Source organism: Brevibacterium sp. Lmc1 (assembly GCF_057654315.1).
Window position 1 is genome coordinate 3,366,186 of sequence record NZ_CM172803.1, and the last position, 23,383, is coordinate 3,389,568.

21 protein-coding genes are annotated in these 23,383 nt (G+C 64.9%); 13 read left to right on the forward strand and 8 right to left on the reverse strand.

Translation table 11 applies throughout. The features are described from left to right. Window positions 1–68: 68 nt before the first annotated feature. Together AC239G_RS15070 and AC239G_RS15075 are read left to right on the forward strand one after the other, a co-directional pair. Window positions 69–2,213 (forward strand): helicase-associated domain-containing protein, encoded by a 2,145-nt coding sequence (locus AC239G_RS15070; protein WP_139468163.1) that lies wholly within the window; start codon window positions 69–71, stop codon window positions 2,211–2,213. Window positions 2,214–2,348: 135 nt separating this feature from the next. After that, window positions 2,349–3,983 carry a DNA repair helicase XPB gene (locus tag AC239G_RS15075; protein ID WP_137211323.1) on the forward strand — a complete coding sequence of 545 codons (1,635 nt, stop codon included), beginning with the start codon at window positions 2,349–2,351 and terminating at the stop codon, window positions 3,981–3,983. An 82-nt stretch (window positions 3,984–4,065) separates the two neighbouring features. Here the strand turns inward: AC239G_RS15075 and AC239G_RS15080 are convergent, their stop codons facing one another. Then, window positions 4,066–5,745, reverse strand: coding sequence for an ABC-F family ATP-binding cassette domain-containing protein (locus AC239G_RS15080; protein ID WP_487489201.1), 1,680 nt, complete (start codon window positions 5,743–5,745; stop codon window positions 4,066–4,068). A gap of 104 nt (window positions 5,746–5,849) precedes the next feature. After that, the gene (locus AC239G_RS15085; protein WP_139468161.1) at window positions 5,850–6,812 is read right to left on the reverse strand and encodes an EamA family transporter; all 963 of its coding nucleotides are present in this window, start codon (window positions 6,810–6,812) and stop codon (window positions 5,850–5,852) included. 215 nt (window positions 6,813–7,027) lie between these two features. Between AC239G_RS15085 and AC239G_RS15090 the strand changes: the two genes are divergently transcribed. From AC239G_RS15090 to pspAB, 10 genes are all read left to right on the forward strand, one after another. Beyond that, window positions 7,028–7,639, forward strand: a complete 612-nt coding sequence (locus AC239G_RS15090; protein ID WP_248283910.1) for a CGNR zinc finger domain-containing protein — start codon at window positions 7,028–7,030, stop codon at window positions 7,637–7,639. 15 nt (window positions 7,640–7,654) lie between these two features. Then, window positions 7,655–8,431, forward strand: coding sequence for a hypothetical protein (locus tag AC239G_RS15095; RefSeq protein WP_139468160.1), 777 nt, complete (start codon window positions 7,655–7,657; stop codon window positions 8,429–8,431). A 233-nt stretch (window positions 8,432–8,664) separates the two neighbouring features. Further along, complete coding sequence (locus AC239G_RS15100; RefSeq protein WP_039208507.1) at window positions 8,665–9,423, forward strand: response regulator transcription factor; 759 nt, start codon at window positions 8,665–8,667, stop codon at window positions 9,421–9,423. 30 nt (window positions 9,424–9,453) lie between these two features. Beyond that, the gene (locus AC239G_RS15105; RefSeq protein ID WP_487489202.1) at window positions 9,454–11,532 is read left to right on the forward strand and encodes a sensor histidine kinase; all 2,079 of its coding nucleotides are present in this window, start codon (window positions 9,454–9,456) and stop codon (window positions 11,530–11,532) included. Further along, window positions 11,529–13,601, forward strand: a complete 2,073-nt coding sequence (locus AC239G_RS15110; protein WP_487489203.1) for a S1C family serine protease — start codon at window positions 11,529–11,531, stop codon at window positions 13,599–13,601. Before AC239G_RS15105 ends, AC239G_RS15110 begins: the two co-directional genes overlap by 4 nt. Window positions 13,602–13,829: 228 nt before the next feature. Continuing rightward, entirely contained in the window at window positions 13,830–14,117 is a 288-nt protein-coding gene (locus tag AC239G_RS15115) for a WXG100 family type VII secretion target (protein ID WP_035321190.1), read from the forward strand. Window positions 14,118–14,331: 214 nt separating this feature from the next. Continuing rightward, window positions 14,332–15,081 carry a PspA/IM30 family protein gene (locus AC239G_RS15120; RefSeq protein WP_101543641.1) on the forward strand — a complete coding sequence of 250 codons (750 nt, stop codon included), beginning with the start codon at window positions 14,332–14,334 and terminating at the stop codon, window positions 15,079–15,081. Further along, window positions 15,078–15,362: a PspA-associated protein PspAA gene (pspAA, locus tag AC239G_RS15125; protein ID WP_139468159.1), complete on the forward strand. Its 285-nt coding sequence runs from the start codon at window positions 15,078–15,080 to the stop codon at window positions 15,360–15,362. Before AC239G_RS15120 ends, pspAA begins: the two co-directional genes overlap by 4 nt. A 79-nt stretch (window positions 15,363–15,441) precedes the next feature. Further along, window positions 15,442–16,353 (forward strand): zinc metalloprotease HtpX, encoded by a 912-nt coding sequence (htpX, locus tag AC239G_RS15130; protein WP_487489204.1) that lies wholly within the window; start codon window positions 15,442–15,444, stop codon window positions 16,351–16,353. Window positions 16,354–16,400: 47 nt separating this feature from the next. Continuing rightward, window positions 16,401–17,000 carry a PspA-associated protein PspAB gene (pspAB, locus tag AC239G_RS15135; protein ID WP_139468158.1) on the forward strand — a complete coding sequence of 200 codons (600 nt, stop codon included), beginning with the start codon at window positions 16,401–16,403 and terminating at the stop codon, window positions 16,998–17,000. 111 nt (window positions 17,001–17,111) lie between these two features. On the opposite strand, the gene AC239G_RS15140 is transcribed toward pspAB, so the two are convergent. The 3 genes from AC239G_RS15140 to AC239G_RS15150 form a co-directional block, all read right to left on the reverse strand. Beyond that, window positions 17,112–17,330, reverse strand: a complete 219-nt coding sequence (locus AC239G_RS15140; RefSeq protein ID WP_259357418.1) for an RNA-binding S4 domain-containing protein — start codon at window positions 17,328–17,330, stop codon at window positions 17,112–17,114. Next, entirely contained in the window at window positions 17,330–18,151 is an 822-nt protein-coding gene (locus AC239G_RS15145) for a hypothetical protein (protein ID WP_487489205.1), read from the reverse strand. Before AC239G_RS15145 ends, AC239G_RS15140 begins: the two co-directional genes overlap by 1 nt. Before the next feature lie 229 nt (window positions 18,152–18,380). Next, window positions 18,381–19,130, reverse strand: a complete 750-nt coding sequence (locus AC239G_RS15150; RefSeq protein WP_487489206.1) for a sulfite exporter TauE/SafE family protein — start codon at window positions 19,128–19,130, stop codon at window positions 18,381–18,383. Between the two features lie 76 nt (window positions 19,131–19,206). On the opposite strand from AC239G_RS15150, the gene AC239G_RS15155 reads away from it, so the two are divergent. Next, window positions 19,207–19,974: a DUF1707 SHOCT-like domain-containing protein gene (locus AC239G_RS15155; protein ID WP_487489207.1), complete on the forward strand. Its 768-nt coding sequence runs from the start codon at window positions 19,207–19,209 to the stop codon at window positions 19,972–19,974. A 113-nt stretch (window positions 19,975–20,087) separates the two neighbouring features. Here AC239G_RS15155 and AC239G_RS15160 read toward each other — a convergent pair whose 3' ends face one another. The 3 genes from AC239G_RS15160 to AC239G_RS15170 form a co-directional block, all read right to left on the reverse strand. Further along, a complete protein-coding gene (locus AC239G_RS15160) occupies window positions 20,088–20,471 on the reverse strand; it encodes a DUF4440 domain-containing protein (protein ID WP_181270736.1) in 384 nt (127 codons plus the stop codon). Window positions 20,472–20,673: 202 nt separating this feature from the next. Continuing rightward, complete coding sequence (gene groL / locus AC239G_RS15165; protein WP_039208485.1) at window positions 20,674–22,317, reverse strand: chaperonin GroEL; 1,644 nt, start codon at window positions 22,315–22,317, stop codon at window positions 20,674–20,676. A 553-nt stretch (window positions 22,318–22,870) separates the two neighbouring features. Then, window positions 22,871–23,074, reverse strand: a complete 204-nt coding sequence (locus tag AC239G_RS15170) for a cold-shock protein (RefSeq protein ID WP_025780447.1) — start codon at window positions 23,072–23,074, stop codon at window positions 22,871–22,873. Between the last annotated feature and the right edge of the window lie 309 nt (window positions 23,075–23,383).

Here is a 23,383-nt window from a genome sequence, read left to right on the forward strand (position 1 = left end):
GTCCTTCCGTCCGATCTCTGATCCTTCTCTGCGCCTCCATTGTACCCCTCGCGATAGACTGATCTGCGATGTCAATGACCTTCAGCCAGTGGCTGTCCCACAGTGCAGATGCCGACTTCGAGTCCTTCGTCCGGACTCGACGCGACCTCCTCCAACCCGAGTCCCCGACGATGGCGGCCCTGGCCGCGGCCGCGTCCTCGCGCATCGGGGTCTCCCGCGGCATCGAAGCTCTCGATGCGCAGTCGCTCGAGGTCTTCATCGCCTTGGCCAAGGCGGCCCGGACGACGCCGGAGATCAAGATCACCGGCAATCCGCATATCGATCCCGTCCTCGCCGAGGCGGCCCTGCCCCGACTGCGCGACCTCGGCCTGGCATGGCCGGCCGGTGGGGATGCCGATGCGGGTGGGTCTGGTGGATCTGCGGGGTCTGGCGGGTCTGCTGGGTCTGCGGTTGGGGGCGTGTGGAAGATCCAGTCCGAGGCCATCACTCTGCTGCCCACCTCGGCGGCCGAATCCGCCCGAGCCTATCCCTGGCAGATCGACCCCTCATCGATCGATTCGAGCACGGCCGCGATCGGTCAGCCGCTCATCCACAACAGCGAACAGGCCGCCGTGGCCGAGGTCATCTCATCTCTGCGCGGCCTCGTCGATGAGCTCGCCGCCTCCCCGATCTCCCGGCTGACCAGCGGCGGCATCTCGAAACGGGACGTCTCCCGACTCGCCCGCACCCTCGAACTGGGTCTTGAGCAGACGATCACCCTGCTGCAGGCGGCGAAATCGCTGCACCTCATCGGCATCCTCGACGATGCGCTCGATCCGCAGTGGACAGCCGCCGACGATGCCGATTCCGCCCTCGCCGGCGATCGTGCCGAACTGTGGGCGGCGCTGATCGGGGCGTGGCTGCGCGATCTGCTCGACGTCACGCAGCTGGCGGCGGGGGCGAGCGAGAACGAACGCCTCACGGTGCTCGCTGCTCCGAAGAAGTCCCTGTTCAAGGGCTATGGGCTGTCGGTGCCGGCGATGCCGCTGCTGCGCTTCGCCGTGCTCTCCGTCCTCCATGACATCGGTCTGGGGTCGGCACGGTCGGCCGGGTGGATCCATGCCGAGGTGCTGCGTCGGCATCCGCTGCTGCCGGCGCACGAATTCGCGATGACCGAGGCCGTTCTCCACACCTGTGTGAGTTTCGGGTTGGCGACGACTCCGCTGCAGGAGCCGGATCATTTCGGTCCGAGCCGGTTCGGACTCCGTCTGGCCGCCGGACTGGATCGGGTGATGGCCGAGCATGCCGAGCAGGACCCCTCGATCCTGCCGTTGGGTGTCTCCGCCGATGCCCTGACAGTGCCCGGCGATGTCATCGCCGCGGTCACCGAGGGGCTGGGGGCCGAGGTCGACACAGTGCTCATCCAGTCCGATCTCACCGCCGTGGCCACCGGCCCGATCGAACCACGGGTCCACCGTATTCTGCGCAAGTATGCCGTCGTCGAGGCACGCGGCCAGGGCACCGTCTATCGCATCGACGCCGAGACCATCGAAGACACCATGCAGTCCGGGACCACCCCGGAGGAGGCCTTGGCCGAACTTGCAGGCATCAGTGCCGAAGAGCTGCCGTCGACCTTGGAATTCCTCGTGCAGAACACGGCCTCGAAGCTGCGCCGGGTGCGGGTGGCAGGGGCCCGGGCGGTGCTCATCGTCGACGACCCGGTCGACCTCGATGTCATCCTCTCCGATCAGGCGATGATGCCGGCCGGTCTCGAACGTCTGGCCCCGACCGTGGCGATCGCCCAGCTGGGCCCGGAGCGGACGATGCATCTGCTCGAGGCCGGGGATCACCATGCTCTGCTGCATTCGGCGACCGGGCCGGTGCGCAAGCGCCGGGTGATCACCGAATCGGAACCCGAGGTCAGCGTGAGGCGACGTCCGCGGGTCAGCGACGGCCACCTCGGCGAATATATTCGGATCCTGCGGTCCGCACCGGCGGCGGCCGCCCAGGTGAGCACGGATGAGCCTTTAGGGCATATGGATCGGCTGCGGGAAGCGGCGGAGGAGAAGCGTCGCGTGCTCATTCGGATCGCGGATTCCCACGGCAAGGAACGGACGATCGAGATGCTGCCGACCACCCTCAACGCCGGCCGCGTCCGCGGAGTGGTGACGACCACCGGCGCCGAGGCCTCACTGTCCGTCGCCCGCATCGTCTCCGTCGACCCCTCCCCCTAATTGCTACCTGACGGGGGCCCAGCAACCTGGCGCGAGGTATCAGGGCCCCGTCAGGTAGCTCGGAGCGGGAACAATCGAGGTGATGGACGTGTTGTGTCCTCTGGTGTCATCACACTTCGGGAAGGGAAGTATTGAATGAATGGTCCGTTGATCGTGCAGTCCGATCGGACTGTGCTGCTGGAATCGGGACATCCTCTGGCCGTCGAGGCGGCCGTGGCGATCGCCCCGTTTGCGCAGCTGTCGCGGACCCCGGAGTACATCCACACCTATGAGATCACTCCGTTGGGGCTGTGGAACGCTCGCGCCAGCGGCCATGATGCCGAATCCGTCGTCGACGTGCTCCTCGAATTCGCGAAGTACCCGGTCCCGCATGAGCTCCTCGTCGACATCGTCGACATCATGGACCGGTTCGGTGTGCTCACCCTCATCGACCATCCGATCCACGGACTGACCCTGACCTCGACGGAGACGGGACTGCTCGATGAGCTCGTCGGTCAGCCCGACCTCGTCGGCAAGTTCGGCAAACGCATCGATGCCGAATCCGTCCTCGTCCACCCCTCCGAGCGTGGGGAGCTCAAACATGCCCTGCTGCAGCTGGGCCACCCGGTCTCCGACCACGCCGGCTACGTCGACGGCGAAGCCCACGAGATCTCCCTGTCCGATGATGCCCACGGCGGGCAGTGGCACCTGCGCGACTACCAGAAGCAGGCGATCGACCAGTCGCTGTCCGGTGAGTCCGGGGTCGTCGTTCTGCCGTGCGGTGCGGGGAAGACAGTCGTCGGTGTGGCCACCATGTCTCGGGTGCAGACGACGACGCTCATCCTCGTGACGAACTCGGTCTCGGCCAAGCAGTGGAAGGACGAGATCCTGCGCCGCACCACCCTGACCGAGGACGAGGTCGGCGAATATTCGGGATCGACGAAGGAGATCCGCCCGATCACCATCGCCACCTACCAGGTGCTCACCACCCGGAGGAAGGGCTCGTATCTCCACCTCGAGCTCCTCGACGCGAAGGACTGGGGCCTGGTCATCTACGACGAGGTGCACCTGCTTCCGGCGCCGATCTTCCGGCTGACCGCAAGTCTGCAGGCTCGCCGTCGCCTCGGCCTGACCGCGACGCTGGTGCGTGAGGACGGACGCGAGGACGAGGTGTTCTCCCTCATCGGGCCCAAGCAGTACGAGGTGCCGTGGAAGGAACTCGAACGACTCGGCTATATCGCTTCGGCCGCCTGTCATGAGGTCCGCGTCCGTCTCGACGGCGGAACCCGAACCGCGTATGCCCGCGCCGACGGGGAGGACCGGTACCGGTTGGCGGCGACCTCGGATGCGAAGCTGCCGATCGTCTCCGAGCTCGTCGCCGATCATCCGGATGCCCAAATCCTCGTCATCGGTCAGTACCTCGACCAGCTCGAGGAGATCGGAGCCGAACTCGGTGCGCCCGTGCTCACCGGGCAGACCCCGGAATCGGTGCGCCAGGAGCTCTTCCGCGAGTTCCGGTCCGGGGAGATTCCGGTGCTCGTCGTCTCGAAGGTCGCGAACTTCTCAGTGGATCTGCCGGCCGCCTCGGTGGCGATCCAGGTCTCCGGAGCGTTCGGGTCTCGGCAGGAGGAGGCTCAGCGCCTCGGACGGATCCTGCGTCCGAAGGAAGACAAGGGTTCGGCCACGTTCTACACGGTCGTCGCCGCCGATACCGTCGATGAGCATTTCGCGGCTCAGCGCCGCCGCTTCCTCACCGAGCAGGGCTACAGCTACAGCATCGAAGTCCGCTGATACTCCCCTCAATTGCTACCCGACGGGGGCCCAGCAACCTGGCGCCAGGTTGCTGGGCCCCCGTCGGGTAGTTCGGGGAGACTCACTTGCGGTCGCGAACCACGCGACCTTCGTCCCAGACCGGTGCTTCCGACTCATAGACTTCGCCGTCGGCCCCGAAGACGAGGAACCTGTCGAAGTCACGAGCGAACCAGCGGTCGTGAGTGACTGCCAGCACCGTCCCATCGAATGACTGCAGCGCAGTCTGCAATGCCTCAGCGGAGACGAGGTCGAGGTTGTCGGTGGGTTCGTCGAGCAGCAGAAGAGTCGCGCCCGCGAGCTCGAGCAGCAGGATCTGAAAGCGCGCCTGCTGCCCGCCCGAGAGCGAATCGAAGGACTGCTCTGCAGCACCGGCCAGCTCGTAGCGGGCAAGCGCCCGCGAAGCCGGTTCCCGCGGCAGGCCTGCTCGATGCTCGTCCCCGCGGTGGAGGATCTCGAGCAGGGTCCGCCCGCGCAAGTCCGGGCGGCCGTGCGTCTGCGCGAACCAGCCGGGACGCACGCGGGCTCCGAGCCGCACTGTTCCGTCGTGGGCGACGGGTGCGATGTCGATGTCAGAGACCGGGCGGTGCTCGGGTTCGGGGTCGCTGCCGCCGGCTGCGAGCAGCCTCAGGAAGTGCGACTTTCCCGACCCGTTCGATCCGAGTACGGCGATCCGATCCCCGTAATGGACTTCGAGGTCGAACGGCAGCATGAGGTCGGTGAGTTCAAGCGCATCGGCGACGATCGCGATCTTGCCCGTGCGTCCGCCGCGCAGACGCATTCCGAGATCCTGTTCACGCGGAATGGCTTCGGGCGGGCCGGCGGTCTCGAAACGCTCGAGACGAGTCTGCGCGGCCCGGTACCGCGAAGTCATGTCCGAGTTGTAAGCGGCCTTCTGCTTGTACATCTGCACCAGCGACCGCAGCTTCGCGTGCTCCTCGTCCCATCGCCTGCGCAGCTCCTCGAGCCGTTCGAACCGGTCCGACCGGGCCGCGTGGTAGGTGCCGAATCCGCCCGGATGCACCCATGCGGTGTTCCCCGCCGCAGAGAGCTCGACGGTGATGATCTGCGTGGCCGCCTGTGCAAGCAGCTCACGATCGTGGGACACGAAGAGGACGCTCTTGTCCGTGTCCTTGAGCTCGGCTTCGAGCCAGCGCTTGCCCGGGACATCGAGGAAGTTGTCAGGCTCGTCGAGGATGAGGATGTCATCGGGGCCGCGCAGGAGCGCTTCGAGCACGAGTTTCTTCTGCTCCCCTCCCGACAGGGTGGAGATCTTACGGTCCCGGCAGCGGTCGTACGACATTCCCAGCGCCGAGGTGGTGCAGGTGTCCCACAGCACCTCGGCGTCGTATCCGCCCACGTCCGACCAATCGTTGATCGCCGTGGCGTAGGCCATCTGCACAGCCGTCGACTCGCTCTCGGGTCCGAGCAGCTTCTCTTCGGCCCGACGCAGATTCGCCGCCGCACGACGGATCGGCTTCGGAGCCAGTTCCTCGAGCGCCTCGGCGACGGTATCGGCGGAGATGAACTGACGCATCAATCCGATGCTGCCGGTATGCGAAACAGCTCCCTCATCAGGGACGAGCTCACCGGTGAGGATCCTCAGGAGGGTGGTTTTGCCGGCACCGTTGGCTCCGATGAGCGCGGATTTGGCCCCGTCCCCGACGCGAAACGACACCGATCCGAGCAGAGGCCTGCCGTCGGCGAGGGTGTGGGAGACATCGTTGATCTCGATATGGCCCATGTGGTCAACCTATCAATATCTCTTGCCATCGCAGATGTCTTCGAGCTACCTGACGGGGGCCCAGCAACCTGGCGCCAGGTTGCTGGGCCGCCCTCAGGTAGTAATTACGTGGTGATGAGGGAGGGTTCGGACTTGGCGACGACCTCGCGGCGGGCGACGCGGCGGGCCAGGCGGGACTCGCCCCACTTGATGAAGCCGACGCCGCCGAGGATGAACACGCCGCCGAAGAGCTGGATCGGGGCGGGCATCTCGAAGAGCACCAGCCAGGCGACGATGACGGAGAACGGGACCTCTACGAGGTTGACGAACGATCCGACCGTCGCCCCGACGTAGCGCAGACCGAGGATCCCGGTGATGTAGGCGCCGACCGTGAAGACGACGATCATCGCCATCGGCACGACCCACGACATCGACACCCCGCCGAAGTCGACGTCCGCCGTCACCGCGTTCCACGGCATGACGCCGGCGAGCACGATGGCCGACATCGCCAGGGCCCCGATGCCCATGCCCAGACCGGTCAGCGCGACCGGCGGGATCGTGATCGTGTCCTTCGCGGAGACGAGGAAATAGCTGGCCAGGCAGACCGCGGCTGCCATGGCCATGATCACGCCGAAGATGCTGATCGACGATCCGCGCAGGTTGAGCACGAGCAGGAGCCCGATCATCGAGACGACGACCCCGATGAATGTCACGGTCGCCGGCCGGGTCCGCGTCCGCGCCCAGATCCAGAAGACGATGAGCATCGGCGCGGTCATCTCCAGCAGCAGCGCCACGGCCACGGTGAGGTGTTCGACGGCGACGAAGTAGAACCCCTGGACGCCGGCCATCGAGACCAGGCCGTAGGTGACGACGGTGCGCCAGTGCGTGAGCACTTCGCCCCAGCGTCCGCGCAGGGCGATGAGGGTGGGGATGAGCAGCAGGACCGCGGAGCCGGCCAAGCGGATGAGCACAACCGCGCCCGGCGTCCACCCGACCTGGTACATCGTCTTCGCGATCGGCCCCGACACCGCGAAGAAGAACGCGGAGGCAAGAGTGAGCAGGAACCCTGCGATGACGGTGCGATTCATTCCTGACCTCCTGATGTGGCGAAACGTTGAGTGGCGTACGAGGACAGACGTCCCCGAGGTGGTGGTGCGGTGTTGAGTTGACAGTGCGACGCTGAGCGGATGGTGCGGTGGCGGATCATCCCCTCGCCGAGGCGGTCCGACGGCTGCTGGTTTCAGTATCGACCCTGAAATTGAAATGGGTCAAGTGCATTTTGGTCCTTACATCCTGTGGCAGAATGTCATTCACCATGGCTTTCATCTACGACATTCGCGCGAACCTCACGATGCTCGTCGACCTCCTCAACACCTCCGGCGACATCACGGACGGCGGTGACGAACTGACGACAACCGCGAAACTCCGCGAATTCGCGGCCCGGCACGACTTCTCCGGACCTTTGACCGCCACCAGAAGCGACGTCGACGAGACCCTGGAACTGCGCCGCAGATTCGCCGCAGCATTGGATGCGAGCATCGACGCCGAGACCGACGACGAGGTCGAAGCGGGGACGATCGCGGTCGTCGATGAGATCAATCTCACACTGAGCGACTCGGGGTCAGTGCCGCAATTGGTCAAACACGACCACTGGGACTGGCACCTGCACGCGACCGGCGCTCAAGCCAGCCTGGCCGACCGAGTGGCCGCCGATGTCGCTCTGGTCCTCATCGACCTCATCCGCTCCGGCGATCTCGACCGGCTCGGCCGCTGCGCCGCCGAGGACTGCCGCGCCTACCTCGCCGACTTCAGCCGCAATCGCTCGAAGCGCTTCTGCGATACCGGCAGCTGCGCCACCCGCACTCATGTCGCAGCCTTCCGCGCCCGCCAGTCCGATGCCGATCCCCACGGCTGAGCCGAGGAGCCGCCCATGTCACTTCAACCCTTGCGCATCACCGCCGGACGCAAGCTCGCCGCCGGCCTTGCAGGCATCACCACCATGTCGGCCACACTGGCGTCGGGCTTCGCCATTGCGGTGCTGTCATTCCTTCCCGCGGATCCCGGAGGGCTGCTGAGCGAAAAAGCCGTCTTCAGCGCCCTCGCCGTCATCGTGGCCCTCGTCTCTGCCGCCATCAGCTTCCTGCTCGTACTCGCGGCCCTCGGCCGCTTCCGCACCGGCGGCAGCCTGTCCAGGTTCTTCCGATACCAACTGGCGGCACTCGGGGCCGGCGGCGGGCTCGGCCTCGGCTTCGTTCCCGCCATGACAGACGCGGCTCCGATCTGGTGGGTGGTTGCAATCGCCGCCGGCCTCGGACTCATCGCCGTCTCCCTGCTCGCATTCCGTAAGGCCCGTTATCCGATTCTCGACCGCCCTCCCTACCCCAATGCAGCCTTGGCCGAAGGCAGCGTTATCGACTACTGGTCCGGTTCCTCGGCAAGAGCACCGAGCCTGACCGTGGTTCACTTCGTCGATAACAAGGGCCGGGACCGCTGGGCCCGTCACCTCGTCCAGCAGGACCCGTCACTACGAGGCACTGTCGGCCAGGTGATCTATGACCGCCACCGCCCCGAGCTGGTTCGGCGCTTCGCCGTCACCCAGCAGCTCTTCGACCTCCGCCCGCCGCGTGAGATCCGAGAGAATCCGACATCCCGGTCGGGCACCGTCTTCCCGATGCCACCCGACCCTCGCCCGCCGCGCCCACGCTGAGCCGAACACCCATACTCAGCTGAACGCGCCCTCGCACACCCACCTCGGCGAGCATTTCTGAAAACAAACTGGGCGCGGCCACATTTTTCACTGAAATCAGGCTTTCGTTCCTGAGAACGAATACCCGATCCAGGACCAAAATGACTTTCCTGAGAGTTTTCCAGTGACACATGTCACATTCGCATTCAGCTTACCTCCAGCCCACTCCCAGAAATGGGTCTCAGACTGGAGCCATGACTACAGCACAGAACGACACCGACATCGAAGCCACCCTGCTCGTTGTCGATGATGAGCCCAATATCCGCGAACTCCTGTCCACCAGTCTCCGCTTCGCCGGCTTCGACGTCGTCTCCGCCGCCAACGGCGCCGAGGCGCTGCGCCTCGCCGAGCAGACCGACGTCGATCTCCTCGTCCTCGACGTCATGCTCCCGGACATGGACGGCTTCACCGTCACCCGCCGTCTGCGCCAGATCGGCATGAACGCCCCCGTCGTGTTCCTCACCGCCCGTGATGACACCTCGGACAAGATCACCGGTCTGACCGTCGGCGGTGACGACTATGTGACGAAGCCCTTCAGCCTCGAAGAGGTCGTCGCCCGCATCCGCGCCGTCCTCCGCCGCACCCGCAATCTCGAGGACGAAGAAAACGCCGTCATCGTGGCTGGCGACCTCGAACTCGACGACGATACCCATGAGGTCCGCCGCTCCGGCATCCTCATCGACCTCTCCCCCACCGAGTTCAAGCTGCTGCGCTACCTCATGCTCAACACGAACCGCGTCCTGTCGAAGTCGCAGATCCTCGACCACGTGTGGGAATACGACTTCGGCGGAGACACGGGAATCGTCGAGTCCTATATCTCCTACCTGCGCCGCAAGATCGACGTCACCCCGGAGACGGATGCCGCCGGCCACCCCGTCGAGATGGAGTGGACACCGATGATCCAGACCAAGCGCGGGGTCGGCTACATGCTGCGCACACCGGAATCCAAGTAGTCGTCCATGCAAGGACGATAGATTACATACGTGGCAATAGAATCCCGTCCCTCCCGTCCCGGCTTCTGGGAAGAATGGTCTCTGACCACCAAGCTGCTGGCCATCATGATGCTGCTCATGTTGCTCGTCCTCACGGGGACGAGCGCTTGGGTGTTGGAGAACCTGCGCGACAGCCTCGTCCAGCGCACCGATGAACGACTCATCAGCGCCTCCGAGACCCTGGCGAAGCAGGCCTACCAAGATGTGTTCCAGAAGGCCGAACTCCAGTCCGGGGACGACGACGCCGAGGATGTGCCGTCGTCGACGACGATCGATTCGAATTCCTGGGATCAGCTCAAGAGCCTCCTGCCGGGTGGATTCTATGTGCAGTTCTACAACACGGACGGAGATCCGATCCGCGACCCCGTCGCCCCGGAGCCGCAGAACCGTCCGATCCTGCCGAAGATCAACGAGAAGGAAGTCTATACGCGCGGCGGCCAGCCATTCACCGTCGCCGGAACGAGTTCGCAGTGGCGGGCCCGGGCGATGAAGGTGAAGAACACCGACGTGCTCGTGTCCATCGCGGTGCCTTTCGACCGCGAAGTCGACAACATCAACGAGCGGGCCCGGAACACGATGATCGGCATCGGCCTGTTGGCCCTGGCGATGGTCGCCGGAGTCGGCTATTGGGCGATCAACAACACGTTCCGCCCGCTGCGCGATATCGAGAAGACCGCCTCCCGCATCGCCGCCGGCGACCTGTCCCAACGTGTGCCCAGCTATCCGCGCAACACCGAGCTCGGGCGGTTGTCGGCGGCACTGAATACGATGCTCGGACGCATCGAGGACTCCTTCGACGGGCAGACCCGCTCGGAGAAGCGCATCCGCCAGTTCGTCTCCGACGCCTCGCACGAGCTGCGCACGCCCCTGGTCACGATCCGCGGTTATGCGGAGCTGTACCGCCAGGGTGCGATCACGAAGTCCGAGGACGTCGCCAATGCGATGGAGCGGATGGAGTCCGAGGCCAAGCGCATGGGCGTCCTCGTCGACGATCTCGTCGTCCTGGCCAGGCTCGACGAGCAGCGTGCCGCCGAGATCGGCCCGGTCGATCTGCACAAGGTCGTCCGCGATGCCGCCGCCGATGCCGCGGCACAGGCCCCGGACCGCGATATCAGCTTCATCGGACTCGACGGTGAGGACGCCCAACCCGTGCCGATGATCCGCGGCTCCGAATCGAAGATCCGCCAGGTCATCGTCAACCTCGCCGGCAACGCCGTGCGCCACACCCCCGAGCATGCGGCGATCGAATTCGCCGTCGGCGTCGTCGGTCTCCCCGAGTCCGTCGACCCCGATTCCGCAGACACCGGCGAGATCCGCGAGGGCGGCGCCCGCGGTCAGAACGGTCGCAATGGTGCGAAGAGCGGGGCGAAGGACAAACCCCGTGAACGCGGGTTCGTCACCGGCGGCGTCCGCATCTTCCGCCGAGGCGACTCCGCTGGACACGACCAAACCGACACCCAACCGACCCCCCGGACCGCCGCACAGTCCCCGGCCGAGCCCGACCGTCAGGTGGGTCCCGTGACTCCCACCGCGAATGCGGAGTACGGAGAGGGGCAGCACAACGGGCAGCTCAGGACACCGTCCGGATCGCAGTCGGCGCAGCCCTCCGGTCCTCAGAATTCCGGACCGCAGAATGGGGCAGCGGCCGATTCCCAGACTGCGGCGCAGTCCTCATCAGCAGCCGAGTCCCAATCCGGACCTCAGTCCAAGGCTCCCGAGCCGGCGAACATCGTCCCCGATGTCACGGCTGCCGGATCGATCACGGTCGATGAGTCACTGCGAGGATTCCCCAACGGCAGGGTCCGCTTCGAGGTCAGGGACCACGGCGACGGTATCGACCCCGAGGTGGTCCCGCGCATCTTCGAGCGCTTCTACCGCCTCGACGTGTCCCGGACCAGGGACACCGGCGGGTCCGGGCTCGGCCTGTCGATCGTCAAGGCGATCGTGGAGAACCACCATGGTGCGATCTCCGTCCACGAAACTCCGGGCGGCGGTGCGACGTTCCGCATCGACCTGCCCATCTCCGACAACGGCGAAACCACTGCGGACACGCGAAAGGATGAGCGATGAACGAGAACACCGACCCTCAGAATCCGGATGAGGTGTCCCGCAGCTCCCGATCGGATGATCAGACACCGCCTCCGTCGGGGAATCATGGCAGCGCTTCCGCCGGCGGGGGACGTCGCAGCCCATCGGCCGGAGGCTACCGCGGGTCCGGAGCCGAGGTTCCGCGCACCTTCCCGTCCCAGCCCAACGGTCCTGCACGCGTCAGTCCACCGGTCGCACCGCCGGAGAGACACCCCGACGTTCCGTCGACTCAGGCGCAGAACCCTGTGGACGGACCCCCTCACCGAGGAGGCTCTCCCTCCCAGCAGCCGTCGCCGTATCAGCCGAACGGGCAGCAGCACTCTTCGTACCAGCCAGGCAGCCAACAGCAGGGCGGCCAGCAGGGACACCAGAGCGCCCACGGCAATTACGGCAGCCAATCGCAGTCGGGTCGGCAGAACGTCCAGGCGAATCAGACTCAGAACCAATCTCCATACGGGCAGTCCCAGCAGAACGGTCCGCAGTCGTATCAGGGCCAGAACGCCAACGGACAGAACAGCACCGGCTCGTCTGCCACCGGCACCGGAGCCCCGGCAGGAGCCGGCGCAGCGGCAGGGGCCGGAGCAGCAGCTGCTGGCGCTGGTGCCTATCACGCCGGGGCGAACTCTCAGCAGACAGGTTCCGCCGACTATCCAGCCGCTCCTGGCCACCCGAACGGCCCCCAGAACCCGCACGGTCCGGGGTACCCGAACGCTCCGGGCCAACAGCCTGGTTCCGGTCAGCAGGTCGCATCGAACCAACAGAACGCTCCCGGCCAGCCCACCGGTTCCAACGCCTACTCGGCGGCACCCGGCTCGGGCCCCTATTCCTCGGAATTCTCGGCCGTCGGTTCCCAGCCCGGACCCGGTGGGCCGGTGAATCCCAACGGACCCGGTGGTCCGTACGGACCGGACGGGTTCGGTCCGTACGGCGCTCAGCAGCCGCCTCGGCGAGAGAAGAAAGGACCCGGTTGGGGTGCGACGATCGCGATCGGCCTGGTGGCCGCGCTCCTCGGTGGGGCTCTCGCGTTCGGAGGAAACTATGCGCTCTCGGCGCTGCAGCAGGACGAACCGCGCAAGGTCGCCGAGGAGACGATCGAGACCCCCGATTGGACGCAGGTCGCAGAGAAGACCTCGGACAGTGTGATGTCGATCCAGGTCGGTACTCGAGGCCAGGTCCAGGGACTCGGCTCGGGTGCGCTGTACGACGATCAGGGCCACGTCATCACGAACAACCACGTCGTCGCGCCCGCGGACACCCCCGACGGCGAGATCGCCGTGACCATGAAGAACGGCGAGACGACGGAGGCGAAGATCGTCGGACGCGATCCTTCGACCGATATCGCCGTCATCAAGCTCGAACAGGTGCCCGACGGGGTGAAACCTCTGGCCATCGGCGATTCGAAGAAGCTGACCGTGGGCGACCCCGTGATGGCCCTGGGCAACCCGCTCGGTCTGGCCAACACCGTGACCACCGGCATCGTCTCCGCGCTCGACCGTCCGGTATCGACGGAGAACATCGGCGACGATGCCTCCTCGCAGGAGAAGGAGATGACGATCACGAACGCCATCCAGACCGATGCGGCGATCAACCCCGGCAACTCGGGTGGACCGCTGGTCAATGGTGATGGCCAGTTCATCGGCGTGAACTCGGCGGCCGCATCGCTGAGCCAGGGCGAGGGAGGTCAGTCCGGGTCGATCGGCATCGGATTCGCGATCCCCGCGAACCAGGCTGTCATGATCGCCGATCAGCTCATCTCCTCCGGCAAGGCCAAGCATCCGTTCCTCGGCATCACTCTCACCGACGGGCACATCAACAGCGGCGGGATCAGCCGAGGCAGCGCCAAGGTGCAGTCCGTGGCCGGTGGATCCCCCGCGGCCAAGGCCGGAATCAAGGACGGAGACGACATCGTCGAGGTGGCCGGAACCAAGGTGAACAACGCCATCGCCCTGCGCGCCCTCGTCCGCGCCCAGCCGGTGAACACCCCGGTCGAGGTCACCGTGGTCCGCGGCGGAAAGGAACAGAAGCTCGACGTCACGCTCGTGCTGCAGTAGGCACGACGCCGAGGCGGTCCGCTGGCTCAGCGGTCAGCCGCCCGAACGTTTACCACTCGAGCGTCCGCGCGTGGGGATCCGGTCGTGACTCAGCCACCTGGAGGGTGTGGACAGCCGAACGCTGTCCACACCCTCCTTTCGTGCTCTTTCCCTCCTCTGTCGCGTCAGCCGACACTGATGTCGTCTCGCCCGACCGCGGCGGAACGTCTCTGACCAAGAGGAGTGATGATGAGTTTCGAAGTCGACGCCGAACGCGTCCAGTCCGCTGCCACAGCCGCCGCGAACACCTCCCGCAATCTCGTGTCCGAATCCGACACGATGATGCGCAATCTGCTCGCCCTCCAGGAGTGCTGGCGCGGCAGTGCGGCCCAGAACTTCCAAGCCGTGGTCAACCAGTGGGAGCGTGCGCAGAAGCAGCTCATGGAATCGCTCAACTCCGTCCACGGAGCGCTCCACACCGCGGCCCGGCAGTACTCCGAAGTCGAGGCGGCGAACTCGCGTCTCTTCGCCCCCTGAGCCGATCGGATTCGAGCGCCGGGACCTCTGCCGCTCATCCCCGAGTTTCTGCGGCCGGGATCTGTTCGTTCTCGTAGTCGGCGTCTGGCAAACTATCAGCCTTTCTCAGTAGACTTGAGAGCGATAGTTCGCGGCGGTGTTGGCCAAGAATCTCCGGACCGGAGTGGATCGGGTTGGCAGCGTCGGGTCAAACCAATGCAGGAGTCGACTACGGATGAGTATCTTCCAACGGATCGCGACGATCTTCGGTGCCAAGGCCAACAAAGCTCTGGACAAGGCCGAAAACCCCAACGAAACCCTTGACTATTCGTACCAGAAGCAGCTGGAGCTGCTGCAGAAGGTCCGTCGTGGTGTTGCCGATGTCGCCACCAGCCGCAAGCGCCTCGAGCTGCAGATCAACCAGCTCGAACAGCAGCAGAACAAGCTCTCCGGTCAGGCCGAGAAAGCCATGCAGATCGGTCGCGAAGACCTCGCTCGCGAGGCCCTGACCCGCAAGTCCGGGCTGACCCAGCAGATCACCGACCTGCAGACCCAGCACGAAGGACTGCAGGGCGAGGAGCAGAAGCTCACTCTCGCCTCGCAGCGTCTCCAGGCCAAGGTCGACGCCTTCCGCACGAAGAAGGAGACGCTGAAGGCCACATACAACGCCGCCGACGCACAGACCAAGATCGGCGAGGCGTTCTCGGGCATCTCGGAAGAGCTCGGTGACGTCGGACTCGCCGTCCAGCGCGCCGAAGACAAGACCGCGTCGCTGCAGGCGCGGGCCGGTGCCGTCGATGAGCTCCTCGCTTCGGGTGCCCTCGACGACGTCACGGGAACCCAGAAGGACGACATCACCGCCCAGCTCGACTCCCTCTCCAGCGAGAACGACGTCGAGATGGAACTCCAGCGGATGCGTGACTCCCTGCCTGCCGGGTCCGAGAAGCAGGACCAGAAGTCGCTCGAAGGTGAGGATCAGCAATGATCATCCGCATCATGGGCGAAGGACAGTTCGACGTCAAGAACGTCGACCAGGACCTGCTCCAGAAGTACGACAACCAGGTCGAAGATGCCGTCAACGCCGGCAACGAGGAAGCCGCCCGCACCGCGCTGAGCGCCCTCCATGACTACGTCACGGCCAACGGGCAGCCCGTCGCCGATGACTACCTCGGATCCTCCGATGTCGTCATCCCCTTCGTCGACGCCACCTTGGCCGAGATCGCCGAACTGCTCACCGGCGAGGGTTTCATCCCGGACCCGGCCTGAAACCACAGAGCACCGAAATGCACCCGGCCCATTGTCTTCGACAGTGGGCCGGTTCTGCCACTGCCAGAGAGGAACCCCGATGAAGAATCGCTTCGTCAAAGACAACGGACTGACCATGCGGATGGGATGGACGATCTTCCTCAACGGCCTCATCTATGTCGTCATCATCCTCGCGATCTGGTGGATCTTCGGACAGAACATTCCCGGAGTCATCATCGCCGTCCTCATCAGCGCCGGCGCGTTCTTCTTCCAGTGGTACTTCTCCGACAAGATCGCCATGCGTGCCATGGGCGGACGAGAGGTCTCCCCCGAGGAAGCTCCGGAGCTGCATACGATCGTCGACCGACTCTGCCAGCTGGCCGATTCGACGAAACCCCGCGTGGCCGTCTCGAACTCCCCGATCCCCAATGCCTTCGCCACCGGCCGATCCCCTGAGCGCTCGGTGGTGTGCGTGACCCGTGGTCTGCTCGAGAAGCTCGACCGTGATGAGGTCGAGGTCGTGCTCGCCCATGAGCTCTCACACGTCGCCCACCGCGATGTCACGGTGATGACAGTTGCCGGCGTCACCGGTGTCGTCGCCGCACTGATGATGCGCGCCGGTTACTACATGAGCTTCGGACGGTCGAACAACAATAACAACGGCATCCCGATCCAGCTGCTCTTCATCCTCGTCGGAGCCGTCGTCTACGGGCTCTCGTTCGTCCTCATCCGCGCCCTCTCCAGGTATCGCGAGTTGGCCGCCGATCGCGCAGCAGCCATCCTCACCGGTGCACCGTCCACACTGGCGTCGGCGCTGACGAAGCTCAGCGGAGACATGGCCAAGATCCCGGAGAAGGACCTACGGTCGTCCGCCTCGGCGAACCACCTCGCTCTCATCCCCGCCATCAGCGGAAAGGCCGCCTTCGGTCAGCTCTTCTCCACTCACCCCTCACTCGAGAAGCGACTGGAGCAGCTGGCCCAGATCTCCGCCCAGCTCTCCCGCCCCGAGTGAGCACCAACTGCACCTTTTGAACTGCGCACCACCGATATAGGAGTTCCATGGGATTCTTCGACGCACTGCTCGGCCGGTCCAAACCGAAGCGGGCCAACCTCGACGACCTCTTCGCCCTGCCTCCGGCGGCACTGACTCTGCAGGCCGCGACCGGCTTCACCCCCACCGGTGTCGGGGCCGTCGCCTTCCGTCAGGTCGAGGGAGCCGCGTTCCAATCCGCCGAGTCCGAAAGCGTCGCCCTCATCGGCTCCGACCCGGCCGCCTCGGTGAGGCAGGAGAACGACGGGTTCGGGTTCACGTGGCAGGTCGTGGCCGATGAGAACGCCGAGGTGGTCAACCTCGTCACGAACATCCACGCCGTGAACTCCGCGCTGGTCAATCAGGGCTTCGACACGATGCTGCTGTGCACAACCGTGTACTTCGTCCATCCCGATGGGCGTCGGATGGCGTTGGTCTACCAGTACAAGCGCGGGACTTTCTATCCGTTCGTGCAGTTGGGACCGAAGCAGCGGGACAATCCCCTGGAGATCCAGGTCAAGGGCATCCTCTCGAACGAGCTGCCGTTCGAAGAGGACACGTCGAACTGGTCGGCGCTGTGGGACGCCCCGGGCATCAACGACACCCCGGGAGCTCCTGAACTGCAGTAGGCAGTTCAGACCGAACAGAGAACAGTTCAGCCGGAACAGAGAGCAATTCAGTCCGAACAGACAAATGGAGGGCGTCCCTGCAGGGACGCCCTCCACTCATATCCGAAGCTGTCAGCCTTCCTCAGCCGCCACCTCGATGACTTCGCCGAGGGCTTCGATGCGGTCGCCGGGTCGGATCGTGGCACCGCGGCGGGTCTCGACCGATCCGTTGACGCTGACCTCACCGTCGGCGATCATGTCCTTGGCCATGGCACCGTGTTCGGCGATTCCGTGGAGTTTGAGCAGCTGACCGAGTCTGATCGACTCGCCGCGGATCCCGATCGTGTCCATCAGAACATGTCTCCGAATCCGTCGAACAGGCCGCCGCCGTCACCGCCGTCGCCTCCGAAGAAGCCTCCGCCGTCACCGCCGCCCATGTCTCCGCCCATATCGCCACCGGCGTCGCCCATGTCGCTGCCGTAGGCGCCGTCCCAGCCGCCGCCCATTCCGCCGAACATCATGGCACCCATGAGGACGCCGGGCAACAGACCGGAGCCGGCGTAGGAGTTGAAGTAGCCGCGGTTGTATTCGGCGTAGGCCGGCCCGGCCTCCCAGTAAGCGCGACGGGTGTGTCCGTCACCGGTGACGACCTTGCGCACCAGCGGATCGGCTCCGACGGCGACGCGCTCGGCGTCGGCGGCGCACACGGGCACGGGGCGCAGCTGGCCGCCGGCCGGGGCCCAGTCGATGTCTTCGACCGAGGGACCGTGCTGCGGGTTGAAGAAGCAGGGCGGACGACGCACCGGCAGGGGTTTGCCTTCGACCCGGGCGCGAACGCATTTGGCGGCATAGCGGCCGTCTTCGAGCGCCTCGGTGACGTGGCGGATGTCAGTGGGTTCGGAGACCTTCTCGAGTGTCTCCTTGGCGACGTCGTACGAGTCGAGCGCCTGCTTGTAGTCCTGCGCTCCGCCCGTGTCGAGGTCGACGCCAGCGGTGATGACGTCGAGTTCGGCGACTTCCTCACCGAATGCGGTGACGTCCTCTTCAGCGGTCTTCTTCACCTGCTGAAGTTCAGCGGCGTGCAATTCCTGCTGCCGCTTCTTCTCCTTGCGGTGACCGATGAAGAAAACGGCCCCGAGAACTACGAGCAGCAACAGAAATACTTCAGTCACGATCCATGCCTCCCAGGCTAGCTTTGTCCTCGAACAGTATGCCCGATGAAACTGGAAGACGTCTGAGCCTGTGCCCCACATCTGCTCAGTCCCCGGCCGTCGATGACGGCTCAGTCCCGGCGGTGGAAGACCGGTGCATGCAGGTCACGCGACGCCGTTGCGCGCGGGTCATCGAACACCGTCGCTCGCCCAGTGCGCCACCGCCTCAGACGGCCAGTGTGCCACCGCCTCAGACGAGGGCCACGAGACCTTTGACCAAGGCCGCGATCCCGCCTCCGAAAGCGAGGACGAGCATCCCGATCCGCGCTGCGCCCACGTCGATATGGCGGGAGAGCCAATCGCCTCCGGCGAGGCCCGCCACAAGGACGAGACCGAGTCCGATCCAGACTCCGATCTCCAGGTGAGGCCAGGACCCTCCGTCGATGATCACCTTCATCACCACCGCCGAGGCGGTCCCGACGACGAGGAACGGCTGCAGGGTGGCCGCGAACGACCGTTGTTCCCAGCTCGTCAGCACAGCGTAGGCGCTCACCGCCGGTCCCCCGGCTCCTGCCGCGGCAGACATCGCCCCGGAGAAGAGACCGGCCGTCAGGCGTGTGCCGATGTTCGCGGGGATCGTCCGCCCCAGCTTCCCCAAGGTCAGTGAACTGATGAGGGAGACGATGATGAGTGCGCCGATGAGGATCTGCAGCGGTGGGGTGGGCATCGATGACGACAGGAGTGCGCCGGGGATGGTACCGATCACCGCGCCCAAGGAAAGATGCCGGAAAGGCGGCCATTCCACCTCTGCGAAGGTGCGGACGAAGACGGAGAATGAGGCGACGATTCCGCAGATGTTGACGAGGATGACGCCGCTGAACGGATCGAGGAGGAGGACGAGGAAGGGACCGCTGACCAGGCCGAATCCCATCCCGGTGACGCGCTGGGACAATGCGCCGAGGAACACGGCGAAGAGGATGAGCACGACGACGGGTTCCACTCGGTCGAGTTTAGTCCAGCCCGATTCCCGGCTGATCCTCAGTCTCACCGCTGATCGCGGGGTTAGAGTATTCACCATGAATGCCAGTCCCCTCTGGTCGCGGTTCAGCGCAGATCCCCGCTCGTATGGGCGGGTCCGGGCCTCTGATGCCGACCGCGCGGTCGTCAGTGATGTCCTCTCGGAGGGTTATGCTCTCGGTCAGCTCGACGTTGAGGAGTTCGATGAACGCACCGAGGCGGCTGCGAAGATCAAGACGCTCGGTGAAGTCCCAGAGCTGATCGAGGACCTCGTCCTCGCCGATCCGGCCGAGGTCGAGCCTGGCAAGCTCGATGATGCGGGCCGTGCGCAGGCACTGGCTCGCCTCGAGGCAGAGCGGGTGCCGATCACGCCGGAGCAGATCGATGCCGCGGCGCAGAAGTACTACCGAGATCGGGTGCGTCGTGCACTGCTCGGTGCTGTTGCAGGGCCGGTCGGGATCGTGCTGGCGATCTGGGCGATCTCGTCGATCGCTTCTGGAGGGTTCATCTTCTTCTGGCCGATCTTCGTCATCATTCCCACGCTGCTCGGCGGACTGGGACACATCGCGCGCAAGGATGAGATCATCCGCAACCGGAAGAAGGAGCTCACCCGCAGAGCCCGGGCCCAGCTCGGTGATGCTGAGGCCAAACGACAGCTCGAGGAGGGTGAGCCTCCCGAGCGGGATTTTGAAGCGGACTTCGGTACGGGCCTGCAGCCGCCGCATCCGTCTCATCCGCCGTACTCTCCCGGACAGATCTCACGGCGGGAAGAGCGGGACCGGCGCCGGTCGCATCGCCGCCATAACCGCGACAATCCCTGGGACTGAGGTTACGTTCCGGGTCTGGCAGGGTCTGGGCCTCTTCAGGCCCGGAAACTCCGTTTCCTACTCAGACCGGGCACGTCCGGAACCGTCTCAAGCAGGGCACGTCCGGAACTGTCTCAGACTTGGAAGATCCGGATCTGTCCGAACTCCTGTGCTTTGTGCGTGGTGAACCACATCGTGTGCGAGAAGTGCCGCAGGTCGTCGCCGTCGGCCTCGGCCTGCCAGTATCCCCACGCGGCCGCGGCTTTGCCGTGGGTGATCGCTGCTTCGAGGTGGCCGACCTCGTGAGAATGGCCGGACAACTTCAACAGAGCTTCGACGACGGCTTCTCGGCCCGTGTGGGTTTCGACGTCGGAAGGGTGAACGACCTGGAGCACGCAATCGTCGGCGATCACCTCGTTGAGTGCTTCTCTGTCGCCGTTGAAGAGATTCTCCTCGAACGTTGCAACGAAGACGTTCTTCGGACTGTTTCCGCAGGCGTCGGTTCCGGTGAAGGTCATGGACCCAGCCTATGCGGGCCCGAGCGGTGTCACAACGGGTCGGCGGGCCGCCTCGGCGATGATGGTCGCCGACGCACGACGAGCGGACACTTCCGCGTGAACGATCTTACCGTCGGGCCGGGACCCGAGAGTCCGAGCACGAAAACGGCCGTGCCGGCACCCTTGCGGGCACCGGCACGGCGGATCGAACAAGCGGTGGCTATCAGAAGCCCATGCCGCCCATTCCACCCATTCCGTCCATACCGGCAGCTGCGTCTGCACCTGCGGCGGCCTTTTCGGGCTTGTCGGCGACGACCGACTCGGTGGTGAGGAACAGACCGGCGATCGAGGCGGCGTTCTGCAGGGCAGAGCGGGTCACCTTGACCGGGTCGTTGATGCCGGCGGCCAGCAGGTCCTCGTACTCACCGGTTGCGGCGTTGAGACCGAATCCGGCTTCGAGGTTGGCGACCTTGTCGGCAACCACACCGGCTTCGAGGCCGGCGTTCGTGGCGATCTGCTTCAGCGGGGCTTCGATGGCAACCTTGACGATGTTGGCACCGGTGGCCTCGTCTCCCTCGAGTGCGAGGTCGGCGAATGCGGCCTTGCCAGCCTGGATGAGCGAGACGCCGCCACCGGCGACGATTCCCTCTTCCACAGCAGCCTTGGCATTGCGCACGGCATCTTCGATGCGGTGCTTGGTTTCCTTGAGCTCAACCTCGGTGGCGGCTCCGGCCTTGATGACTGCAACACCGCCGGCCAGCTTGGCCAGACGTTCCTGCAGCTTCTCACGGTCGTAGTCGGAGTCCGAGTTCTCGATCTCGGCGCGGATCTGAGCGACCCGTCCGGCGATCTCCTCGGCGTCCCCGGCGCCCTCGACGATGGTGGTCTCGTCCTTGGTGATGACGACCTTGCGGGCGGTGCCCAGCAGATCGGTGGTCACGCTGTCGAGCTTGAGCCCGACTTCCTCGGACACGACCTGGCCACCGGTGAGGATGGCGATGTCGGCGAGCTGAGCCTTGCGACGGTCACCGAAGCCCGGAGCCTTGACGGCCACGGACTTGAAGGTGCCCTTTAGCTTGTTCAGCACCAGGACGGCCAGGGCTTCGCCCTCGACGTCTTCGGCGATGATGAACAGCGGCTTGTTGGACTGCTGGACCTTCTCGAGGACGGGCAGCAGGTCCTTCACGTTCGAGATCTTGGAGTTGACGATGAGGATGTAGGGATCCTCAAGGACAGCTTCCTGGCGATCGGTGTCGGTGACGAAGTAACCGGAGATGTAGCCCTTGTCGAAGCGCATACCCTCGGTCAGTTCGAGCTCGAGTCCGAAGGTGTTGGACTCCTCGACGGTGACGACGCCTTCCTTTCCGACCTTGTCGATGGCCTCGGCGATCAGTTCACCGATTGCGGGATCTCCGGCGGAGATGCCAGCGGTGGCGGCGATCTGTTCCTTGGTCTCGATGTCGATGGCGTTGTTCAGCAGGACGTTCGTGACGGCCTCAACGGCCTTCTCGATACCGCGCTTGAGGCTGAGCGGATCAGCACCGGCTGCCACGTTGCGCAGGCCTTCGCGGACGAGAGCCTGTGCGAGCACGGTAGCGGTGGTGGTTCCGTCGCCTGCGACGTCGTCAGTCTTCTTGGCGACTTCCTTGACGAGCTCGGCGCCGATCTTCTCGTAGGGGTCCTCGAGTTCGATCTCCTTGGCAATGGAGACGCCATCGTTGGTGATGGTCGGTGCGCCCCACTGCTTTTCGAGCACGACATTGCGACCGCGGGGTCCAAGGGTCACCTTGACCGCGTCCGCAAGCTGGTTGAGGCCAGCTTCGAGTCCTCGACGAGCTTCTTCGTCGAATGCAATCATCTTTGCCATAGTGGCTTAGATCCTCCCTGATGGAGTGGAGTGGGAATCCAGAGCAGTCGTCAACGCCCGCGACGGCAGAGAGTGTGTCCGCATGTTCCATTCCACATATGGACCACGCTCTCGAGACGACTGGTGGGAACCCATCGGTTTTCACCAGTACTAGATTTAGCACTCTCCCCATGCGAGTGCAAATGTTTGTCGCCCGCCAAGATGGGCGAGGGCAGTTCAGATCCGCGAGTTGTCGGCGCGCGATGGAGGCGCAGCGGGCAGTTCGGCCCAGCGCGAAACGCTTGGCGCAGGCCCGATTGCCCACGATTTCGAACAGCCCAATTTATGGCGAGTAGCCCTGTTTTCAACATGGGCTGCTCAACTCACACTGGGCTGAATCGAAGTCCATGCGCACGGGTGCACCCGACGCGGCCCCCGGGCCCCGCGGGCACTGAAAAGCGCCGAGCAGTTGCCTGCTCGGCGCTTCCCCCGTGCGATTGGTGCCGGTCGGCCCGAAGGCCGTTCCGACTCCCCGCCGCAGCGGATCAGAAAACTGTGCTGACAGCAGCCAGTCTCAGAGGAGGGTGACGGACTCCGCCTGAGGACCCTTTTGTCCTTCTCCAACTTCGAACTGAACCTGCTGGCCCTCTTCGAGAGAGCGGTAGCCGTCCATCTGGATTGCGCTCCAGTGAACGAACACGTCCTGGTTGTCGCCTTCAAGGGTGATGAATCCATAGCCCTTTTCAGCGTTGAACCACTTGACGGTACCTTGTGCCATTACTTCTCCATACAGTGCAGTGCCATTGAAATCCCGCATCGCAGCCGCGATCAGATGACCCCACCCGAGATACGGAAGCTAGTAAAACTCAACTGACCCCGCGACTTCTCTCATTGACCTCTAGAGAATAATCTCGGTGAAGCACGAATAGAACACAAGGTGCTGTGCTTGCCTAGCTGTTGCAACTCTACCGCAGGCGCGCATCCCACCTAGAGCGGTTCAACACTGTTATAGATTCGTTACCTAAGGGTTTCTGCCCTGTTCACAGCGGGGATCGCGGCAAATGAAATCAGACCATTCGGTCAGGAA